The organism is Stenotrophomonas sp. CFBP8994 (genome assembly GCF_034044835.1).
GTDB classification, from domain to species: domain Bacteria; phylum Pseudomonadota; class Gammaproteobacteria; order Xanthomonadales; family Xanthomonadaceae; genus Stenotrophomonas; species Stenotrophomonas rhizophila_A.
Genome location: NZ_JAXCWT010000004.1, coordinates 422,150 through 439,964, shown reverse-complemented (window position 1 = coordinate 439,964; position 17,815 = coordinate 422,150). Strand labels below are relative to the sequence as shown.

The 17,815-nt window shown below is 67.3% G+C and carries 15 protein-coding genes; 4 read left to right on the top strand and 11 right to left on the bottom strand.

Annotated features, from left to right (window positions below):
* Positions 1-153 precede the first annotated feature (153 nt).
* From SOM39_RS14005 to SOM39_RS13980, 6 genes are all read right to left on the bottom strand, one after another.
* Positions 154-1,392 (bottom strand): hypothetical protein, encoded by a 1,239-nt coding sequence (locus SOM39_RS14005; protein WP_320458653.1) that lies wholly within the window; start codon positions 1,390-1,392, stop codon positions 154-156.
* Positions 1,389-3,935 (bottom strand): TcfC E-set like domain-containing protein, encoded by a 2,547-nt coding sequence (locus tag SOM39_RS14000; protein ID WP_320458652.1) that lies wholly within the window; start codon positions 3,933-3,935, stop codon positions 1,389-1,391. Before SOM39_RS14000 ends, SOM39_RS14005 begins: the two co-directional genes overlap by 4 nt.
* A gap of 88 nt (positions 3,936-4,023) precedes the next feature.
* Entirely contained in the window at positions 4,024-4,524 is a 501-nt protein-coding gene (locus SOM39_RS13995; RefSeq protein ID WP_320458651.1) for a CS1 type fimbrial major subunit, read from the bottom strand.
* A gap of 69 nt (positions 4,525-4,593) precedes the next feature.
* Positions 4,594-5,355, bottom strand: a complete 762-nt coding sequence (locus SOM39_RS13990) for a CS1 fimbrial subunit B flags: Precursor (RefSeq protein ID WP_320458650.1) — start codon at positions 5,353-5,355, stop codon at positions 4,594-4,596.
* A gap of 336 nt (positions 5,356-5,691) precedes the next feature.
* Positions 5,692-7,140 carry an amidohydrolase family protein gene (locus SOM39_RS13985; protein WP_320458649.1) on the bottom strand — a complete coding sequence of 483 codons (1,449 nt, stop codon included), beginning with the start codon at positions 7,138-7,140 and terminating at the stop codon, positions 5,692-5,694.
* Between the two features lie 100 nt (positions 7,141-7,240).
* Complete coding sequence (locus SOM39_RS13980; protein ID WP_320458648.1) at positions 7,241-7,846, bottom strand: glutathione S-transferase family protein; 606 nt, start codon at positions 7,844-7,846, stop codon at positions 7,241-7,243.
* 122 nt (positions 7,847-7,968) lie between these two features.
* Between SOM39_RS13980 and SOM39_RS13975 the strand changes: the two genes are divergently transcribed.
* From SOM39_RS13975 to SOM39_RS13960, 4 genes are all read left to right on the top strand, one after another.
* Positions 7,969-8,949 (top strand): transcriptional regulator, encoded by a 981-nt coding sequence (locus SOM39_RS13975; protein ID WP_320458647.1) that lies wholly within the window; start codon positions 7,969-7,971, stop codon positions 8,947-8,949.
* Positions 8,950-9,017: 68 nt separating this feature from the next.
* The gene (locus SOM39_RS13970) at positions 9,018-9,899 is read left to right on the top strand and encodes a LysR substrate-binding domain-containing protein (protein ID WP_320458646.1); all 882 of its coding nucleotides are present in this window, start codon (positions 9,018-9,020) and stop codon (positions 9,897-9,899) included.
* A gap of 130 nt (positions 9,900-10,029) precedes the next feature.
* Entirely contained in the window at positions 10,030-10,680 is a 651-nt protein-coding gene (locus SOM39_RS13965; protein ID WP_320458645.1) for a response regulator transcription factor, read from the top strand.
* Positions 10,677-13,031, top strand: a complete 2,355-nt coding sequence (locus tag SOM39_RS13960) for a hybrid sensor histidine kinase/response regulator (protein WP_320458644.1) — start codon at positions 10,677-10,679, stop codon at positions 13,029-13,031. Before SOM39_RS13965 ends, SOM39_RS13960 begins: the two co-directional genes overlap by 4 nt.
* Here the strand turns inward: SOM39_RS13960 and SOM39_RS13955 are convergent.
* From SOM39_RS13955 to SOM39_RS13935, 5 genes are all read right to left on the bottom strand, one after another.
* Positions 12,976-13,248, bottom strand: a complete 273-nt coding sequence (locus SOM39_RS13955) for a hypothetical protein (RefSeq protein ID WP_068851817.1) — start codon at positions 13,246-13,248, stop codon at positions 12,976-12,978. The two genes, SOM39_RS13960 and SOM39_RS13955, sit on opposite strands and share 56 nt — an antisense overlap.
* 78 nt (positions 13,249-13,326) lie before the next feature.
* The gene (gene crcB / locus SOM39_RS13950; RefSeq protein ID WP_217538117.1) at positions 13,327-13,731 is read right to left on the bottom strand and encodes a fluoride efflux transporter CrcB; all 405 of its coding nucleotides are present in this window, start codon (positions 13,729-13,731) and stop codon (positions 13,327-13,329) included.
* Positions 13,731-15,032, bottom strand: coding sequence for a replication-associated recombination protein A (locus SOM39_RS13945; protein ID WP_249834259.1), 1,302 nt, complete (start codon positions 15,030-15,032; stop codon positions 13,731-13,733). Before SOM39_RS13945 ends, crcB begins: the two co-directional genes overlap by 1 nt.
* A gap of 111 nt (positions 15,033-15,143) precedes the next feature.
* A complete protein-coding gene (gene lolA / locus SOM39_RS13940; RefSeq protein WP_320458643.1) occupies positions 15,144-15,782 on the bottom strand; it encodes an outer membrane lipoprotein chaperone LolA in 639 nt (212 codons plus the stop codon).
* A gap of 64 nt (positions 15,783-15,846) precedes the next feature.
* Positions 15,847-17,811 carry a DUF3857 domain-containing protein gene (locus tag SOM39_RS13935; RefSeq protein WP_320458642.1) on the bottom strand — a complete coding sequence of 655 codons (1,965 nt, stop codon included), beginning with the start codon at positions 17,809-17,811 and terminating at the stop codon, positions 15,847-15,849.
* Positions 17,812-17,815: the final 4 nt, after the last annotated feature.

Below are 17,815 nucleotides of genomic sequence, written 5' to 3'. Positions count from 1 at the left end.
GCGTCGAAAGCGATGCCGGTAAGCCAACACTAGGGACCGCCGCGTTACCGCCGCGTGCGCTGACGATGCCGCGCGTCAACGGAAAACGCATGTACGTAAACAGTTCAGAACCGAACCTGTGTGTCGTCACGCTGTTGTCGCACTCCCCATGCATCAGGGATCCGCATCGAAGATCACCGTCACGTCACCGCGATATCGGCTGCCGGGATGGTCCAGCATCGTGCCCACCGCCTCGCCATTGACGGCAAAATGCAGTCTGGAGGGGCGGCGGATGATGAAACTCTCGGCGGTCATCACAGGCGGCGTCATCGTGGTGGTCAACGCAATGCCAATCGCCTCTGCTCCCGACGATGCATCGCGGAAACCTGGCAGGGTCAGCTGGACATCGAGCGGCGCGTCTGGCGCATCCACGGTTTCGTTGCGGATCGCACAGCGGCCATCCGGCAGCGCGTACTGGCACGACAGTGAGACGCTGAATTGACCGGAACTGCTCAGGCTGAACGGCACCTCGCGCTCCAGCGCCTTCGGCACGACGCCGTGGTCGCTCCATTGCGTCCAGCCTCCTTTTGGCGCGAGGACCGCGCGATCACTGCCCGGCGGCAGGTCGAGCTGGAAGGCATGCTGGACGTCCAGACGGAAATGAACATTGACGATGTTGTCGTCCAGGACTACGCCGTTGCCAAGGTCGAAATCGGCACCGTCACCGGTACCGCCAACCCGGTACGAGGTGACGCCCGTGTACACGCCGCTTCGCATGGCCAGCGGGGCCGGCGTGGTCAGCTTGTAGGTAAAGTCGAACTCGGTCATGAGGTAGTTGTTGGTAGCCTGCCAGTGCAGGGAACAGGCGACTACACCCTCACCGCCATCGCGCCGCAGGAACATGCGCATCGTGCTGCGATTCTGCGCACTCGCGTTGGTCAAGCCCCTGTTGCAGTTCCTGGGATTTCCAACCGAGGCCGGCTCCAGCGGCCCGTCACGGTCCTCGTCCACCAGCCGCATCGCCGCCCCAATGATGTTGAATCCAAGATCGAAGCTGTGTGCGCCGTCGTCCGAGGTGACACGCACGGTCCGGGGCGGCGGCATGCCTATATAGAAGCCGTTACGCCCATAGTTGTCCTCACGGATCGCCTGCTTGGTCCCCCGTATCTTCGTGTCGATGCTCCACCAGCTGTTGCTGATGCAGGCCTGCAGGTGCGTGCTGTTGCACACGCCAGACCAGGGCGTGGTGTTCTCGAAGTCGCGCTTGTCCGGATCGAGGATGCTGGGCTTGAACTCAGCGGTGATAAGGATGTCGGCGGCCCGGGCACTGTTGGTGCCCGCCATCAGCATCAGCGCGCACAGCGCCATGGCCGGCCACTGCGACGCGGTGTTTGATCGGATGGGGTTTCTCATGGCATGGCTCCAGCAGTCGGCGCAGCTGCGTGCGATTGCCCGGTGGTCAGGGTGGACGGCGGGCACTGCAGGATCCCGGCGAGCCAGGTGTCGCCGTCCGGACGCGTTGCGGTGCCGTCGAGCATGAAGCTGCACCCGGCCACCCTGGGGTGGCGGACTTCCAGGCTCGGCACCCTGGCACTCATCTCCAGCGCGAAGAAGCCATCGGCCTCCGCTACGCTGCGCCCGGCGTGGTTGATCACGTGGGCGCCGGCCAGTGGCTGCCCGGCGGCATCCTTGAGATGGCCCATCACGGTGAAGGTGCTGAGCACGTCCACCTTGCCGTAGGCCACGCCCCCCTTGTTGAGGTGATAGTCCAGCGTGGCCGGCTGGATGCTCGCAGCCGGCGCGGCGCGCCCATGGAAGTCGACCTGCAGGGCGCCGGTGCGATATGCAGTGACCGGCAGGAAGTTGCGGCCAGGGTGGAGCGCGTAGGAGCCACCGCGGCTGTCGTATGCGCGCAGCTCCACATCGGGCAGCTCGGAGCTCACGTCCACGATCATGCCGGTATCGACACTGCCGACCTGCCCCGCACCGGCGATGGCAAGCTTTCCGCCCCCCATTGCCAAGGTGCTTTCCAGGTTCAGGCCGCCACTGACGGTGCCGCCCAGCGACGAGCGCTGCGCATGCACGTCGCCGCGCAGTGCAGGATGCTCGAACTGCGCGTTGCTGCTCAGGCCCAGCCCATCGCTGTCCAGCGTGGCCTGGCCGGCGACACTGCGCAGCAGCCCCTCTTCATAGGTCTGCTGTACCCCCGCGCTGGCGTACAGGCTGCGCCCGCCATCGGTGGCGGTGCGGCTGCCAAGGCTGCCGCTGTAGCGACGCCCCTCCTGGCCCAGCGCGATGTTCAGGGTGAAGTCGACACCACGGTTGCGGCGCGTGCCGCTGCTGGCACTGGCCGGGCGGTCGAACACCGCAGCGCGCCAGGTCGCGTCGCTGCCGAACAGGGTCTGGCGACGGCTGAAGGACAGGTCGAGCCCAACGCCGTTGCTGGTGCCACTGTGATGCGACACGCGCGCGGCAACGTAGCTGCTGTCACCGAGGCGATGGTTCATGCTCAGCGCACTGGTCTGCAGCCAGCCCGAGCGGGTCTGCGGCAGCTCGGCACCGGGCGGCAACGGCGGGTAGGCGTCGTCACCAGGGCGGCGACGCTCCTGCCAGCTGCGGTTGTGCGAGGCGATCACGGTGCCTTTGCCATGGCGCCACATGCCTTGGAGATCGACGCCATTGCCGTGGTCGCCGCTGTAGGCGTTGGTATGGATGTTGGCACGGTCGTTGACCTGCCAGTCCAGCGATCCAGCGACGGCATTCCCGCCATCCAGGTGCTGGGCAGACAGGCCGAGGATCGCACGCGGATGGGCCAGGTAATTGACGATGCCGCCTGCGGCGAAGGCACCGGCATTGGGGTCCTCCAGGGTGTCCAGCAGGCTGTGCTGGACACCGGCGAACGCGCTGTAGCGCCAGCGGCGGCTCGGGTCGCGCCAGTTGCCGGGCTTGTGGATCACCGTGGTTTCACGCGAGCTTTCGCGTCCATCCTCGATGACCCGCAGTTCGACCTCGTAGATGCCGCCCGGCAGGCGACGGGTATCCAGCTCCTGCAGGCCCGGCTGCAATGGCTGGGTCTGGATCAGGCTACCGTCGCGGAACACCTCCACGGTGCCCTCGCGGTTGGCGGTCACGTACACCGGATACAGGCTCGGTGCGCGAGAATCAATGGCCAGGCTGTCCGATGAGCCGGCCATCATGCCCACGGTGGTGTGGCTGAACGAGCCGGGCGCACGCGGCTGGCGGGTGACGCCCTGGAAGTTGGGCAGGAAGTAACCCACGCGCAGGAAGTTGTCGCGGAATTCGCGTTGTGCGTAGAGGCTCTGTACCGACTGTCGCAGCTGCCCGGCTTCATCGCTGCTGCGGTCGACCTGGTAGTTGCCTACCAGCGTCCAGTGTCCCAGGCTGCCCTGTGCGTCGAGCGCGTAGCGGCCCACCGTAGCCACGCCCTGCCCTGCATAGGCGTTGAGCTGGTGGCGCAGGATCAGGCCGCGACTGCCGTCTTCAGGCAACGCGAGGTGGCGCTGCGGCATGGCGGCGCGCCCACCGTTCTCGGTGGCGATGGAAAGCAGCGAGCTCTCCAGGCTGTAGTGAAGCCGCACCAGGCTGTCATTGCAGGCCAGTTCGCAGGCGCCCAATGGGCGCGGTGCAGCCAACGCCTTCAACCAGCGCTCGCGTTCGGCGGCCGGTTCGGTGCTGTCGTGGCTGTCGGTAAACTCCAACAGCGACAAGGTATTGTCGCGGGTCAGCACCGCACGGGCATCGCCCAGGTACTGACCATCGCGTTCGACCCGTACCACCAGGGGTACGTCGAAGAAATGGTCACGGAAGTCATCGGGCAGGCCCCCCGCCTGGTCAAGCAGGGTGAGGCTTTCCAGTGCCGCAGGCGCAGCCTGCACTGCTGCAACGCTGCAATGGAGCATGACGGCGGTGGCGAGGGGAAGCAGACGCGGTGACATGGTCATTCCTGTGCATGAAGAAGGGGCGCGAGCGCGCCCCTCCTGTGGCAGCCGGAGCTGCCGGGGTGAAACATGCGCAGCTGCGCGATTACGGGGTGCCGCTCTCGAACATCATGAAAACGTTGCCCTGGTAGGTGCCCTGCACGTAGCTCTCGCCGGTCGGCGCAGCGGCGGTGATGGCAACCGCAGCGCGCTTGCTCGCGGCGGCTTCGGTCGCGGTGGCCACTTCAACCGCGTTGGCGGCACCGACCTGCAGGTCCTGGCCGGCGACGGCCACGGTCAGGTCGATGGCGTTGCCGGCGCTGGTCAGCATGGCTTCGGTGGTCAGGTAGGCGTTGATGGCGCCCAGGCCGCTCTTTATGTCGACCTGCTGCAGGATCGGATCCAGGCGCTGGGTCGCGATGTTCCAGCGCATGTTCTGGGTCTGGCCAGCCCAGTCGCCGACCGGCGAGATCTGCAGGCCGGTGGCGGACGGCACCGTGGCTTCAACCGTCACCTGGATGGGGAACTGCTCGGTGGCGGCCATGGCGACAGCCGGGGTCAGGATCAGGGCAGCCGCAGCGGCCAGGACGGTGGTCTTGAGGTTCATTTTTCCTGCATCTCCAACGGAAAGGTGTCGCCTGGAGCCCGGCGACGGGACGGCGGTTCCGGGCGGAACCTAGCGGGTGAGCAGGACGTCCTTGCGGTTGTCCCCCTCAACGATCTGGAAGCGGTGCAGATGCCCGGCACTGCGAGCGAAGCGTTCGGTGCGTCCGGGCAGCAGGTGCACCTTGCGCGACGGGGAGCACTTGCCCGGCTTGTCCTGCGCACTGCACTGGCGGATGTCGTCGAGCACCACCGTGGTATTGCCGGCATTGCGCAGCTGCACGTGGCTGTCGTGCGTTTCGGTCTGCACGTCGTAGCGGGGCTGGTCGGGATGCACGATCACGAACACGCCATAGCCGGTCAATACGTTGACGCCGGCCAAGAGCTCGTTGCGATAGTCATCACGCTGCGCGTCTGTCAGCGCGAATTCGTCTTCGGACTGTGGCAGCACCGGCACGAAGCGCACGCGGTAGTAGCGTTCGGTGCTGCGATCCCCCTGCACCAGCAGGCGCGTGGCCTGTTGGCCCTGCGCCGGCACGATCAACCGCGACGGGCTGGCAATCAGGCCGGCGGCGGCAGCGGTGCCGGAGGTATCCACCGGGATCTCCTGATGGGTGCCGTCCGCGGCGTAGCGCACTTCGCTGATCTGCACACGGACAAACGCCGTGGCATCGCCGGTGTTGCGCACGCGCTTCAGCAGCGCCCCCTTGCCCGGCTCGGCATATTCGTACATCGCCCCCACATGGATGCTTGGAGCGGCAGCCTGGGCCGGACGAGGCGACGCCGTCATCGCCATGGCCATTGCTGTCGCCAGCGCGGTCGTCAGACGCTTCATCGAAGGGACTCCTGTTATTGAAGGGTCGATCACGAAATCCGGTTGTCATAACCGTCTCGAATCGAGGGCGAAGCATAGGCAGCCGCCTCCTGTCGCCCTATGCAACTCGTTGCAAGACACCCTGAAATAAATTGCAACCGCGATTGGAATGACCAACAGATGCGTGCGAATGCATCGCCGCGTTGAATGGGGGCAGCTTAAAGTTCTGCTACGCCGCGCCACATTCAATATTCCTCAATGCGCTACTGCAATTTGTTGTAGCGGCGCCCAAACGAAAACGCCCCGCTGATGAGCGGGGCGCCTGCTGCTTCTCTTCACTCTGCTGCGCGCATATCGCTACTGGGCAGCGTCCTGCTGCCACTTGGCGACCTTGGACCGTGTCTGCGCCAGCAACGCATCCAGCGCCTTGCGGTCATACACGTGGCCACGCAGTACCACGGTGTTGATCGCGCGCGTGGCCTGGATATCCTGCAGCGGGTTGGCATCCAGCAGCACCAGGTCGGCGGCCTTGCCTTCGGCGATGCCGCCGTAGCGGTCCAGCGTACCGAACCACGACGGACCCGCACGGGTTGCCGACGACAGCGCCTGCGCAGGAGTCAGGCCTTCCTTGACGAACAGGGCCAGCTCGTCATGCAGGCCGATACCGGGATAGTTGAAGGAATTGAGGAACCCCGCATCGGTGCCGGCCATGACGGTCACGCCCGCCTGCTGCAGCATCGGCAGCACGGCCGCCACCTGGTGGTACTGCTGGTGGCGCTCGGCGATCTGCTCTGGACCCGCCTTGGCAGCACGTTCCACCCGCCACAGGTAAGTCGCCTGCAGCTTCGGGCCAATGTAGGCCAGGTACGGATCGTTGGCGTGGTCATCCTGGTCCAGGAAGTCGAGGATGCGGCCGCCGTTGAGGGTGGGCGTGACATACACGCCCTTCGCCGCAAAGCCACGGTAGGCGGCCATGGCAGTGTCACGATCAAAGCCGGCATCAAGCCGGCGATTGGCCTCGGCGCGATCGATGCGCTTGGCGGCGAAATCGGCGGCAATGGCCGCCTCGTCCTTGACCCCGGCCTTGTAGGCGTAGTCCAGATGCTCGATCGAGCTGATGCCGGCATCCACCGCCTGCTGCACGGTCAGCGCCATCGGGATGTGCCCGGACGCGCGCAGGCCATTGGCACGGGCGCCACGCACTGCCGCCAGGAACAGGGGCGGGGTCAGGGTGCTGTCGGTGATCTTGACGAAGTCGACGCGGTCGCGCTTGAGCTGGGCCAGCGCGGCATCGAGGTCGGCCTGGCTGCCGACCTCCAGCGTTCCCTTCCAGACCGGCTTGATGCCTTCGATCTTGGCGCCCGAACTGAACAGCTGCGGGCCTTCCAGGCTGCCGTCGGCAATCTGGCCACGCCACTGCAGCACCTGCGTGGGCAGGTCGCCGGAACAATCGCGGATGGTGGTGATGCCATGGGCGATGTACAGCGGCAGCAGCGCCTTGTTCTCTTCGACCAGCTCCGGTCCGCCGCCGAAATGCACATGCATGTCCCACAGGCCGGGAATCAGGAAGCGGCCGTTGCCATCGATGCGCTGCGGCGCCTTCCAGGCCTTGGCAATGCTGCGGTCGTCACCCACGGCGACGATGTCATTGCCGCGTACCACCACCGCCTGGTCGGCATGGGTGGTGGCATGTTCGACATCCACCACGGTGGCATGCCGGATGATCAGGTCGGCCTGTTCGGCGGCGAGGACGCAGGGCGCCAGTGCAAGCAGCACCGGGAAGGCAGACAGCACAATGGGTTTCATGGCAACGTGGCAAAAAGGAGTACCTCCGCACCATACGGCGCGAAGGCATCCATTCACCAGTTAAATTTCGTCATGACGCGCATTACGGAATCGAATGCGCTCAGACCTCGCCCTGCATGGCCGGACGCGCCTGCACCTGCGCCAACCAGGCCGCCACGGCGGGATACGCGTCCACGCCGGCACCGACGTAGGTGCCATAACCGACCACCTGCGCCACCACCAGGTCCACCAGCGAGTAATCGCCGCCCAGCATCCAGGGCTGCGATCCCAGGCGATCTTCCAGCAATCCCAGCAGCTCGGCCGCGCCCTGCCCTGCGGCGGCGGCCTGCACAGTGTCGCGCAGCGGGCCTTCGCGGGTGGCCAGCATCAGCCGGTTGATCATCGCCGCGTAGGTCACATAGGCCCACGCGCACCACGACAACGCCTGCAGCCGCTCCGGGGTGTCGGCGGCCGGCCACAGCCCGCGCGCCACGCCGAAGCGGTCACCCAGCCACAGATGGATGGCCAGGCCCTCGAAGATCGGCGTGCCATCCACCACCAGGCACGGCACCTTGCCGTTGGGATTGATCGCCAGGTACTCCGGGGTGCGCTGCTCTCCATTCCGGATGTCGATCCGCACCCGGTCATGGGCAACCCCCAGTTCGGCAAGCGCGCAGGCGACGGGGGTGGCACTGGACATGGGATGCCAATAGAAGACGACGGACATGTGGAACTCCTTGTGGGTTGTCGGTGTGGAAAGGTGCGCCGCCAGGGGGCCTTGCACCGTGGCCACAGGCTAGCCACCATTGCGGACAGATCCTGTCCTCGACAGGCGCGATGCTGCCGCCCATGCTGACCACCTCCGCTCGACTGCTGCGCCTGCTCTCGCTGCTGCAATCCCGGCCGCATTGGCCGGGCAACACACTGGCCGCGGATATCGGCGTGCATCCGCGCACGCTGCGCCGCGACATCGACCGCCTGCGCGAGCTGGGCTACCCGATCCAGGCCAGCAGTGGCGTGGCCGGCGGCTACGCGTTCCGCGCCGGGCGCGCATTGCCGCCGCTGCTGCTCGACGATGAAGAAGCGTTGGCCGCTGCGCTGGCCCTGCGCACTGCAGTGACCGGCACCATCAGCGGCATCGAGCAGACCGCCATCACCGCACTGGTCAAACTGGAACAGGTGATGCCGGCCCGGCTGCGCCGCCGGCTGGATGCATTACGTACCGCGATCCTGCCGATCGACCAGGCCGGGCCCATGGTCGATGCCGGGCTGCTGGCCACCCTGGCCGGCGCCTGCCGCGACCAACTGCAGCTTCGCTTCGACTATGCCGACCGCCAGGGACAGCCCAGCCAGCGGCTGGTGGAACCGCAGGGCGTGGTGCATGCCGAACGGCGCTGGTACCTGGTGGCCTGGGACACGCTGCGCGTGGATTGGCGCACCTTCCGCATCGACCGCATGACCAGTGCGGCAGAGGTGGGCGCGCACTTCCGCCCGCGCCCCTCGCCCGCCAATGGCGACCTGCGCGCGTTCGTGAGCCAGTCGCTGTCGCTGGGGCCCTACGGAGACGAAGCGCGGGTGATCCTGCACGCGCCCATCGACATCGTGCGCGAACGCATACCGGCCTCGGCGGGCATGCTCGAAGCGGTGGATGCACAGCGCTGCCTGCTGCGGTGTGGCGCGCACCCGCAGGGCGCGGTGGTGTACTGGCTGCTCGCGCTGGAGCTCGAATTCGAGGTACTGGGCCCGCCTGCGCTGCACGCGATGATGCAGGCCGCGGGCGCTCGCGTGGCGCGCAGCCTTGCACGTAGCGGTAGTGCCGCCAACGGATGAGGAGCCGCAGCTGGCTAGGCACCCGCGTGCATGCTAGAACAGGCACCATTCGTTTTCTGGATACCGCCATGCCGCCCAGTGCACAATCGCATCGCACCCTGTTCGAACTGGACCTGCTGCGGGCGATGGTGATGGTGGCCGACTGCGGCAGCTTCACCACCGCCGCCACGCGCCTGCATTCCACCCAGTCCACCATCAGCCAGAAGATCCGGCGGCTGGAGCAGTTGGCCGGGCACCCGCTGCTGGTGCGCGGCAACCGCGATGTGCACCCCACCGATGCCGGCCAGACACTGCTCGGCATCGCGCGCCAGATGCTGGCCCTCAACGACCAGATGGGCGAAGCACTGGCCGGCGCCACGGTGGCGGTGACCGTCCGGCTGGGCGTGCCCGAAGACTTTGTCAGCCCCCGCACCACCGCCCTGCTGGGCCGCTTCACCCGCCGCCACCGGCAGGTGAAGCTGGAAGTCACCAGCGGCCTCAGCCGCGACCTCGCCAACGCCTACGACCACGGCGAGCTGGACCTTGTGCTGGTCAAACAGCGCCGCAACAGCCGCCAGGGCGTGGCCTGCTGGCATGAGCCGATGCGCTGGGTGGACAGTGCACGCAGCCCCTGCATCGGCATGGACCCGATTCCGCTGGTGACGTTTCCGCCGCGCGGGCTGTATCGCGATGAATTGATCGCAGCCGTGGAAGGCATGGGCCGGCGCTGGCGAATCGGCTTCACCAGCTCCAGCCTCAGTGGCATCCAGGGCGCGGTGGCCGACGGCATGGGCATCAGCCTGCTGCCAGCGCGTGCCATGACCCGCGAACACCGCGCGCTCACCGCGCGCCAAGGCCTGCCGCCCATGGACGGCATCGAAATCGCGATGCTGCACCGTGACAATGCCGATCCGCTGGTTGTGGATCTGGCGTCGCAGTTCGCGCGACTGCTCGATCGCGAAAAACGGTGACGCGGATGCGCGCAGAGAGTGACGCACCTCTCGTACCGAGCATAGGAATAGTCCTAATCTGACATCAGACTATCTCCGCTGCGCGTTGAAGCGGTAAGAATGGCGCAAATCCCACGATTGCGTGCCTCCTTTGTCTCGACGCCATCCAGGCCCCGCATATGGACCGCTGCTGCCGTCCGTACTCAACATCGCCCTGCTGGATGACCACGATGTGGTCCGGCATGGCAGTTATGTACACCTGTCCACCGACCCTCGCTTCCATGTGGTCGGCAACCACGCCCACACCAGCTCCCTGATCAGCACTTTGCAACACCACCCGGTGGACGTGGCGGTGGTGGACTACACGCTGGGCGAAGGCGACCTGCAGGGCATGGAGCTGCTGCGCATGCTGCGACGCCGGTTCCCGCGCGTGCGGGTGTTGATGTTCTCGGCCAACGTCCATCACGTGATGATCTCCAACACCATGGCCGCCGGCGCCGCGGGCGTGGTCTCCAAGGGCGAGACACTGGAGGCGCTGGCGCGCGCGGTCACCCGCGTGGCGGCCGGGCACACCCATGTACCGGTCAACTACCGCGACGAACACGCCGAACACCGGTTGTCGCAGAGCGAGCGCGAAGTGCTGCAGCTGTGCCTGAGCGGCATGACCGTGACCGACATTGCCCTGCAGCGCAACCGCAGCATCAAGACCATCAGCACCCAGAAGCACGCGGCGTTCCGCAAGCTCGGCCTGCGCACCGACCGCGACCTGTTCACCCTTCGCCACCAGCTGGCGGTGTGGTGAGCGGCAACTGGACTTGGGCCGGCGCCTTGACCGGGGTGCTGGTCGGCCTGCTGCTGCCTGTCACCGCGGGCAGCAGTGCCGAACCGCGGCTGGTCCGGGTGGCTGCCGACCCCTCCCAGCATGGCCTGCTCGCCAACGACAACCGCGCGGCGCGCGACACCAACCTGATCACCGGCTATGCGCAGCTGGTCGCCGAACAGGCCGGACTGGAATTCCGCGAGCAGCCGGTGGAATCGGCCACCGCCGCGCTGCAGGCGATCTGCGACGGGCGCGCCGATCTGATGCTGCTGCTGGGTCCGCTGGACAACGCGCCCTGCACGGCGTTGGCCGCATCACCGGCGTATTACCGCGGCCAGACCCTGATGGCCAGCCGCCACGCCCAGGCGCACCCGCCGGAGTTCGCACACCTGCGCCGGGTGGCGGTGGTGCGCGGCACCCGCCTGGCCGAATGGCTGGGCGCCTACCACCCCCACCTGCAGGTGGTGGACCTGCCCAGCCTGCGTGAAGCGCTGTCCGCCGTGGAAGCCGGCGTGGTGGACGCGGCACTGGACCTGGATGTGGCAATGCGCCCCGTGGTGCGCCGCGACTTCGGCAACAGCCTGCTCCTGCATGGCGGGCCATCCACCTTGCCAGGCAGCCTGCACCTGGTGGTGCGCCACCGCGACCGCGCCCTGCTCGATCAGATCCATCAGGCGATGCGCTCGATCAGCCCGCAGGAACACGCGATGCTGATGCAGCGCTGGACCAAAGCCACGCACCTGAGCGGACCGTCGCTGCAGGTGATGTCGCAGCACTTTCGCTGGGAACTGCTGGCCGGCGCGCTGATCCTGCTGGCCCTGCTCACCGCCGGGGTGTGGATGCGTGTGGCACAGCAGTCGGCGCGGCGCAGCGAGCGCCAGCAGGCGCGCTTCATCGCCGTGATGAGCCACGAAGTGCGCAACGCCGCGCAGGCGCTGGTCACCTCGGTGGATCTGCTGCACCAGTCGGGCCTGGACCAGGGCCAGCGGCAACTGGTGAACGCCGCACGCAATGCGGGGGCCGGCCTGCGCCATCTGCTCGGCCACGCGCTGGACTATTCACGCCTGGCCACCGGCGAGTACCACCCCACCCCCGGCTGGCAGGACGTGCGCCAGCTGGCGCGTGACTGCCTGGCGGTGGCCCGCCCTGCGGCCGAGGCCAAGGGCCTGGCCATCACCCTGCTGCAGGACACCGACCCGCTGCCCCGGATGTGGCTGGACGGTGACGCGCTGCGCCAGGTGCTCAGCAACCTGCTGGGCAACGCGGTGAAGTTCACCGACCTGGGGCACGTGGACGTGACCCTGTCGCTGCACCTGGACCAGGACAGCGCACACCTGGGGCTGTCGGTCCGCGATACCGGCATCGGCATCCCGCCCGCGCTGCACGACACCGTGTTCAAGCCTTTCGCGCAGGCGCACGACAGTCATTCGCGGCAGATGGGCGGCGCCGGGCTCGGCCTCTCCATCTGCCAGGATCTGGTGCGGGGCATGGGAGGCACGGTGCAGCTGCGCAGCGCCCCCGGCGAGGGCAGCTGCTTCGAGGTGCGCTTGCCGGTGGTGATCGAAGCCACCGGCCCCTGCGCGGGGGAGCAGCCGCTGGCCGGGCGCACCCTGTTGCTGGTTGAAGACCACGCATTGAATCGCACGGTGGTGTGTCGGCAGTTGGAGACGCTGGGCGCCTCGGTGAGCAGCTGCGCCGACGGCGCCAGCGCACTGCACTGCCAGGCCGCCGAGCCCTGCGGCATCGTGCTGCTCGATTGCGTACTCGACGACATGAGCGGTTACGAGCTGGCCGTCCAACTGCGACAACTGGAGCGCCGCCACGGGCGTACGCCGGCCGTATTGGTTGCAGTGTCTGCCAATGATTCGGCCGCGCACGTGGAACGCTGCCTCGCCTGCGGCATGGACGCGGTGCTGTGCAAGCCGCTGGATATCGGCCAGCTGCTCCGGGCATTGCAGGTGGAGACACAGGGGAACGCAGAGCGGCTGGCAAGCGCGAGCAGCGGCCCAACCGACCCTGTCTGGATCGAGATCCTGCAATCGCTGCAGGAAGAGCAGATGGCGCTGCATGACGCCCTGCGCGACCGGGCCGCAACCTCGCTGCGGCACCACGCGCATCGGCTGGCCGGCGTGCTGCAGATGCTGGGACAACCGGATCTGGCCGCGATTGCCGGCGACCTGCACGAACTGGACCTGGACGAGCCCGGCGACTGGCTGGATGCCGGGCGGCTGCTGGGTTACCTGCGCCCGGCCCTCGCCGGCCTGGCAGGCGGGACGATCATTTCAGCTGCAGGGGATAGCGCTGCCACAGCACGTGCACCAGGAATCCAGTGAGCTCGGCATCCTTTGCGCTGATCGCTGCACGGATCTTGTCCAGCAGCACCATATCGCTGCAGGTGCGCACATCGGCGTGGTCGGCCTGTCCGGCACGGCGGGCCCGGTAGCGGGCGGCACGTTGGGCATCGGTCATGGCGTAGCCGAACGTGGGCGGACGGCCGCGCTTGCGCGGCAGCATCAGCTCCAGGGTGCCGGGGTCTTCTTCATCACGCATGACGGACGGGGAACGCAAACGGGGCGCGAACAATATCGTGAGATGTAACGGAAATCCAGCAGAAATACGCGGAATCGATCACCGCGCGAGCGAGGACTCCGCCAACCGCGCGCCCAACCACACCAGCGCAAATCCCGCCACCAGACTGATGCCCAGATACGTCGGCATCACCCACCCGCGTCCGTTGCGGACCAGCAGCACTGCCTCCAGCATCATCGACGAGAACGTGGTCAGCCCGCCAATGATGCCGACGATGGCGAACGCGCGCCAATACAATGCCGCGCTGCCGCGGGTCTGCAGCCAGACCACCACGTAGCCGACCGCGAAGGCGCCCACCAGGTTCACCGTCAGCGTGCCCCAGGGGAAGCCGTTGCCGAACTGGCGCAGCATGGCGTCGCCGATGATGAAACGCAGCGCAGCGCCCAGCGCGCCGCCGGCCATCACCAGCCCCAACTGCTGCCACCACGTGCTGAAGCCCCCCATCAGTCGCTGCCCTTGCGCGCCCGCGCCTGCTCGCGCTCGGCACGCAGCCGGTCGAGCTTTTCCTTCAGCTTGATTTCCAGGCCGCGCGCCACCGGTTGGTAATACACCCGCTCGCCCATCGCATCCGGGAAGCCGGTCTGGTCCAGCGCGATGCCACCTTCGGCGTCATGGTCGTACTGGTAGGTCTTGCCGTAACCCAGTTCCTTCATCAGTTTGGTCGGCGCGTTGCGCAGGTGCAGCGGCACCTCCTGGGTGCCGGTCTCGCGCACTTCCTGCTTGGCCAGGTTGAAGGCGGCATAGCCGGCGTTGGATTTGGCGGTGCTGGCCAGGTACAGCACCAGCTGGGCGAAGGCCAGCTCGCCCTCCGGGCTGCCCAGCCGTTCGTAGATGTCCCAGGCTTCCAACGCCATCGACTGCGCGCGTGGATCGGCCAGGCCGATGTCCTCGATCGCCATGCGGGTCAGGCGCCGGGCCAGGTAGGAGGGATCGCAGCCGCCATCGAGCATGCGCGTCAGCCAGTACAGCGCCGCATCCGGATTGGAGCTGCGCACCGACTTGTGCAGGGCCGAGATCTGGTCGTAGAACTGCTCGCCCCCCTTGTCGAAGCGGCGGGTGCGGTCGGCCAGCACCTGCACCAGCATCTCCGGGCTGATCCGCCCGCCTTCACCGCCAGCCAGTTCGGCGGCGATCTCCAGCAGGGTCAGACCGCGCCGCACATCGCCGTCGGCGGCGGTCGCGATCTCCAGCAGCGCTTCGGGGGTGACCTGCAGCGCCTCGGCGCCGAGCCCGCGTTCCTTGTCCTGCAGCGCCCGCTCCAGCGCCTCGACGATGTCGGCCGGCGACACCGCTTCCAGCACGTGCACGCGGCAGCGCGACAGCAACGCCGAATTGAGCTCGAATGAAGGGTTTTCCGTGGTGGCACCGACGAACACGATGGTGCCGCGCTCGATATGCGGCAGGAATGCATCCTGCTGCGCCTTGTTGAAGCGGTGCACTTCGTCCACGAACAGCACCGTGCGGCGGCCTTCGGCGAAGCGCTGGGCCGCTTCGGCCAGCACCACCCGGACCTCGGGCAGGCCCGAAAGCACCGCGGAGATGGCACGGAATTCGGCGTCGGCGTAGTGCGCCAGCAGCAGGGACAACGTGGTCTTGCCGCAGCCTGGCGGCCCCCACAGGATCATCGAGTGTACATGCCCGGACTCGACTGCCCGGCGCAGCGCACTGCCCGGGGCGAGAAGGCGTTTCTGCCCCACCATCTCATCGAGGGTCTGCGGGCGCATGCGCTCGGCAAGCGGGCGCATGCTGTCCCGATCCACCGTCAGCAGATCGGGTTCATTGAATGTCGTTCGGTTTCTGGCCACGCCACTATTGTATGACCGAATGACGCAGCGCCGGGCCCTGCCCGGCTACGCTCAGTTGCCGATGACGTCGGTGCCCTTCGGCGGCGTGAACGTGAAGGTGGTTTTCGGGAACGTCGGGTTCCGCTTCCAGTCCTTGAACGAGATCACCGTGCGCTGGTTCACCGCATCGGTCACTTCCATGCGGGCCAGGCCCTGCGCGTTGAAGCCCAGCGCGGCGTACTGGAACGACGTTTCGGTTTCACGCTTCGGGGTCAGCGACAGCCACTGCAGGCCATCGCGCTGCGCGGCCTCTTCACTGACGTCGTACTGCTTTTCCAGCAGCGCCGGGGTGATCAGCGCGATCAACGGGCTGTTCTGTTCCTCGGCGCCCTGCACCCGCTTGGTCGCCTGCTGCAGGTCCGGCTCGTACACCCACACATTCCTGCCGTCGGCAATGATCAGCTGCTCGTGCGGCACCTTGTACTCCCAGCGGAACTGGTTCGGCACCGACAACGCCACGCTGCCGCTGGTGGTTTCCTTCACCTTGCCCTTGCTGTCGAACACCTTCTGCTCGAACTTGCCGTCCAGGCCCTTCAGGCCCTTGGTGAACGTGGTCAGCTCATCGCGGGCGCCGGCCCAGGCAGACACCGACCCGACACTGGCGCAGACCAGCGTGGCGGCGACAAGACAGCGGCGGAAAGTGCTCTGCATACGGGTATCCAATGAAGGTGGTAAGGATGGCCGGCAGTGTGCCGAGGTCATCCTGAATGGGGGGTCAGGGGACGGATTGCACCGTGCGAAGGTCGCCGTAGACCACCTGCCCACGGAAGCCGCGCCGCACCTGCTGGTACAGCTCGCGGAACGCAGCATAGTCGCCCGGCTGGCACAGCGCATCCGCGCCGCGCACCGCGTTCTGGTGCAGGCGGTGGCGGGCGACGATGGCCTGCCCTTCGCGGCGCCACTCAAGCGCATACTCCCCGGCGGCATTACGGAACTGCTGGTTGCGGGGCATCGCCACGATCGGCACCCCGGCCGGGAACTCCAGCCGGTAGGTTTCTTCGCGCAGGGTGTCGTTGCAGTAGAACGGGGTGGCGTTGTCCGGCGCTGAAGTGGTGGTGTAGATGTCACGGAACGACTCACCACCGGGCGGGTCCGGCAGCACCATGCCGCCGACTACGCCGAAATCGACGTAATCCCGGGCGTGGAAGTCGTAGCGGTAGTTGAACGGCCGGGTCAGGTCCTGCGGGTCGCCCAGCAGGGTCAGCGTGCCGCTGCCATCGAAGCCGGACGAGGCCATGATCGACTCCTCCACCCGCGCCCGGTTCTGCGCGTTGAGCCGGGCGAAAGCGCCGCGCATCCCGATCTCGCCCACTTCGCGGGGCTGCTGCACGGTCTGGCCCTGCAGGTTGCCGTCCGGGTCGAAGCGGAAGGTCACCTCGAAGCCGCTGCCGTTGCGCGCGGCATCGTTGGCCGGGGTGCGTGCCACCCTGGCCTGGCGCGTATGCAGCACCGGCGCACCGAGGTCGGCGTCGGGCAGCTGGCCAAAGCGCGCATAGGCGCTGGTGGAATCCAGGTACAGGTCGAACTCGGGAATATAGGTGATGGCGTGGTTGAACCGCCCCAGCAGGGGAATGTCCGGCAGGGTCGGGCCGCCGCCAGCACCAATCAGCACCGGCGTGCTGTCGATGCCGCGCGCGGCCAGCAACGCCTCCAGGATCACCACGTGGTCCTTGCAGTCGCCGTAGTGGTTGTCGAGGATGCTCTGCGCCGGGTTCGGCTCGAGCCCGCCGTTGCCCAGGTACACCGCCACGTAGCGGATATTCTGCGACACCCAACGGTACAGCGCGGCGGCCTGCTCCCGCCGGTCGACGATGCCGCGGGTGACCTCGTCGGCCAGCGCCTGGATCCCCGGGGTCACCCGTGCCGCCTCGCCGCCCTTGAGCTGGTAGGCCTGCGCCACCTGCGCCCAGTCGCGGTAGGTGCTGGCCATGATGGTCGGGCTGAATTCCCACGGCGCCGCGGTCCAGATCTGCACCGGCATCGGGTCCGGGCGGCGGTAGCGCCAGGCCCAGCTCGCCTGCCCGTTCCGGATGACGGGTTTCTGGCTGCCCTGGACGCCCCGCTGCTGCACGTACATCGGCAGGGAGGCCGGCGCGCTCAGGGTGACCTGCGCATCGTCGTACTGCGAGAACCCGCTGAAGGTTTCCCACAGGCTGAAGTAGCCCGGGAAGTACGGCTGGGTCTGGGTGCGGCGGGTCTGGTAGACCACCCGGGTACCCGGCGCCAGGTTGGGGAACACCACCACCCGCACCTTGCGGTCGGCGTACATGGCCGCCGCGGCGCTGGAGTAGCTTTCCTGGGTGTAGATGCGGTCGGCCGGCACGTCACGGCGCTGGCCGTCGGCGGTCAGGGTGTAGGCCGACAGCACCTCCAGCGTTTCCATCTTCTCGCTGTAGCTCAGCCGCACCTGGCTGAACTGCTCCACCGCTGCCTTGGTCTTGAGCAGGATGTCGTAGGACTCGGTCTGCACGTTGCCGGCGTCAGCGCGCACCACGTAATCGGCGCGGTAGCTGACGAAGCTGAAGTTGTTGCTGGCCTGGGTATCGCTGGGGGCGGCCGGCGGGGCCGGTGCCGGTGCCATCGCAGGCGCCGGAACCGGGGCCGGGGCGACCGCCTGGGCCGACACCAGCAGGGGCGCCAACGCCAGCGCGCACGCGGTCATCCATGTCATGCGGATCATTGCG

Coding starts and splice junctions, on each gene's coding strand:
- SOM39_RS13985 (WP_320458649.1), bottom strand. CDS start 7,140: ATGAAACCCATTGTGCTGTCTGCCTTCCCGGTGCTGCTTGCACTGGCG.
- SOM39_RS13970 (WP_320458646.1), top strand. CDS start 9,018: ATGCCGCCCAGTGCACAATCGCATCGCACCCTGTTCGAACTGGACCTG.
- SOM39_RS14000 (WP_320458652.1), bottom strand. CDS start 3,935: ATGTCACCGCGTCTGCTTCCCCTCGCCACCGCCGTCATGCTCCATTGC.
- SOM39_RS13980 (WP_320458648.1), bottom strand. CDS start 7,846: ATGTCCGTCGTCTTCTATTGGCATCCCATGTCCAGTGCCACCCCCGTC.
- lolA (WP_320458643.1), bottom strand. CDS start 15,782: ATGCAGAGCACTTTCCGCCGCTGTCTTGTCGCCGCCACGCTGGTCTGC.
- SOM39_RS13995 (WP_320458651.1), bottom strand. CDS start 4,524: ATGAACCTCAAGACCACCGTCCTGGCCGCTGCGGCTGCCCTGATCCTG.
- SOM39_RS13935 (WP_320458642.1), bottom strand. CDS start 17,811: ATGATCCGCATGACATGGATGACCGCGTGCGCGCTGGCGTTGGCGCCC.
- crcB (WP_217538117.1), bottom strand. CDS start 13,731: ATGGGGGGCTTCAGCACGTGGTGGCAGCAGTTGGGGCTGGTGATGGCC.
- SOM39_RS13990 (WP_320458650.1), bottom strand. CDS start 5,355: ATGAAGCGTCTGACGACCGCGCTGGCGACAGCAATGGCCATGGCGATG.
- SOM39_RS13975 (WP_320458647.1), top strand. CDS start 7,969: ATGCTGACCACCTCCGCTCGACTGCTGCGCCTGCTCTCGCTGCTGCAA.
- SOM39_RS13955 (WP_068851817.1), bottom strand. CDS start 13,248: ATGCGTGATGAAGAAGACCCCGGCACCCTGGAGCTGATGCTGCCGCGC.
- SOM39_RS14005 (WP_320458653.1), bottom strand. CDS start 1,392: ATGAGAAACCCCATCCGATCAAACACCGCGTCGCAGTGGCCGGCCATG.
- SOM39_RS13945 (WP_249834259.1), bottom strand. CDS start 15,032: ATGCGCCCGCTTGCCGAGCGCATGCGCCCGCAGACCCTCGATGAGATG.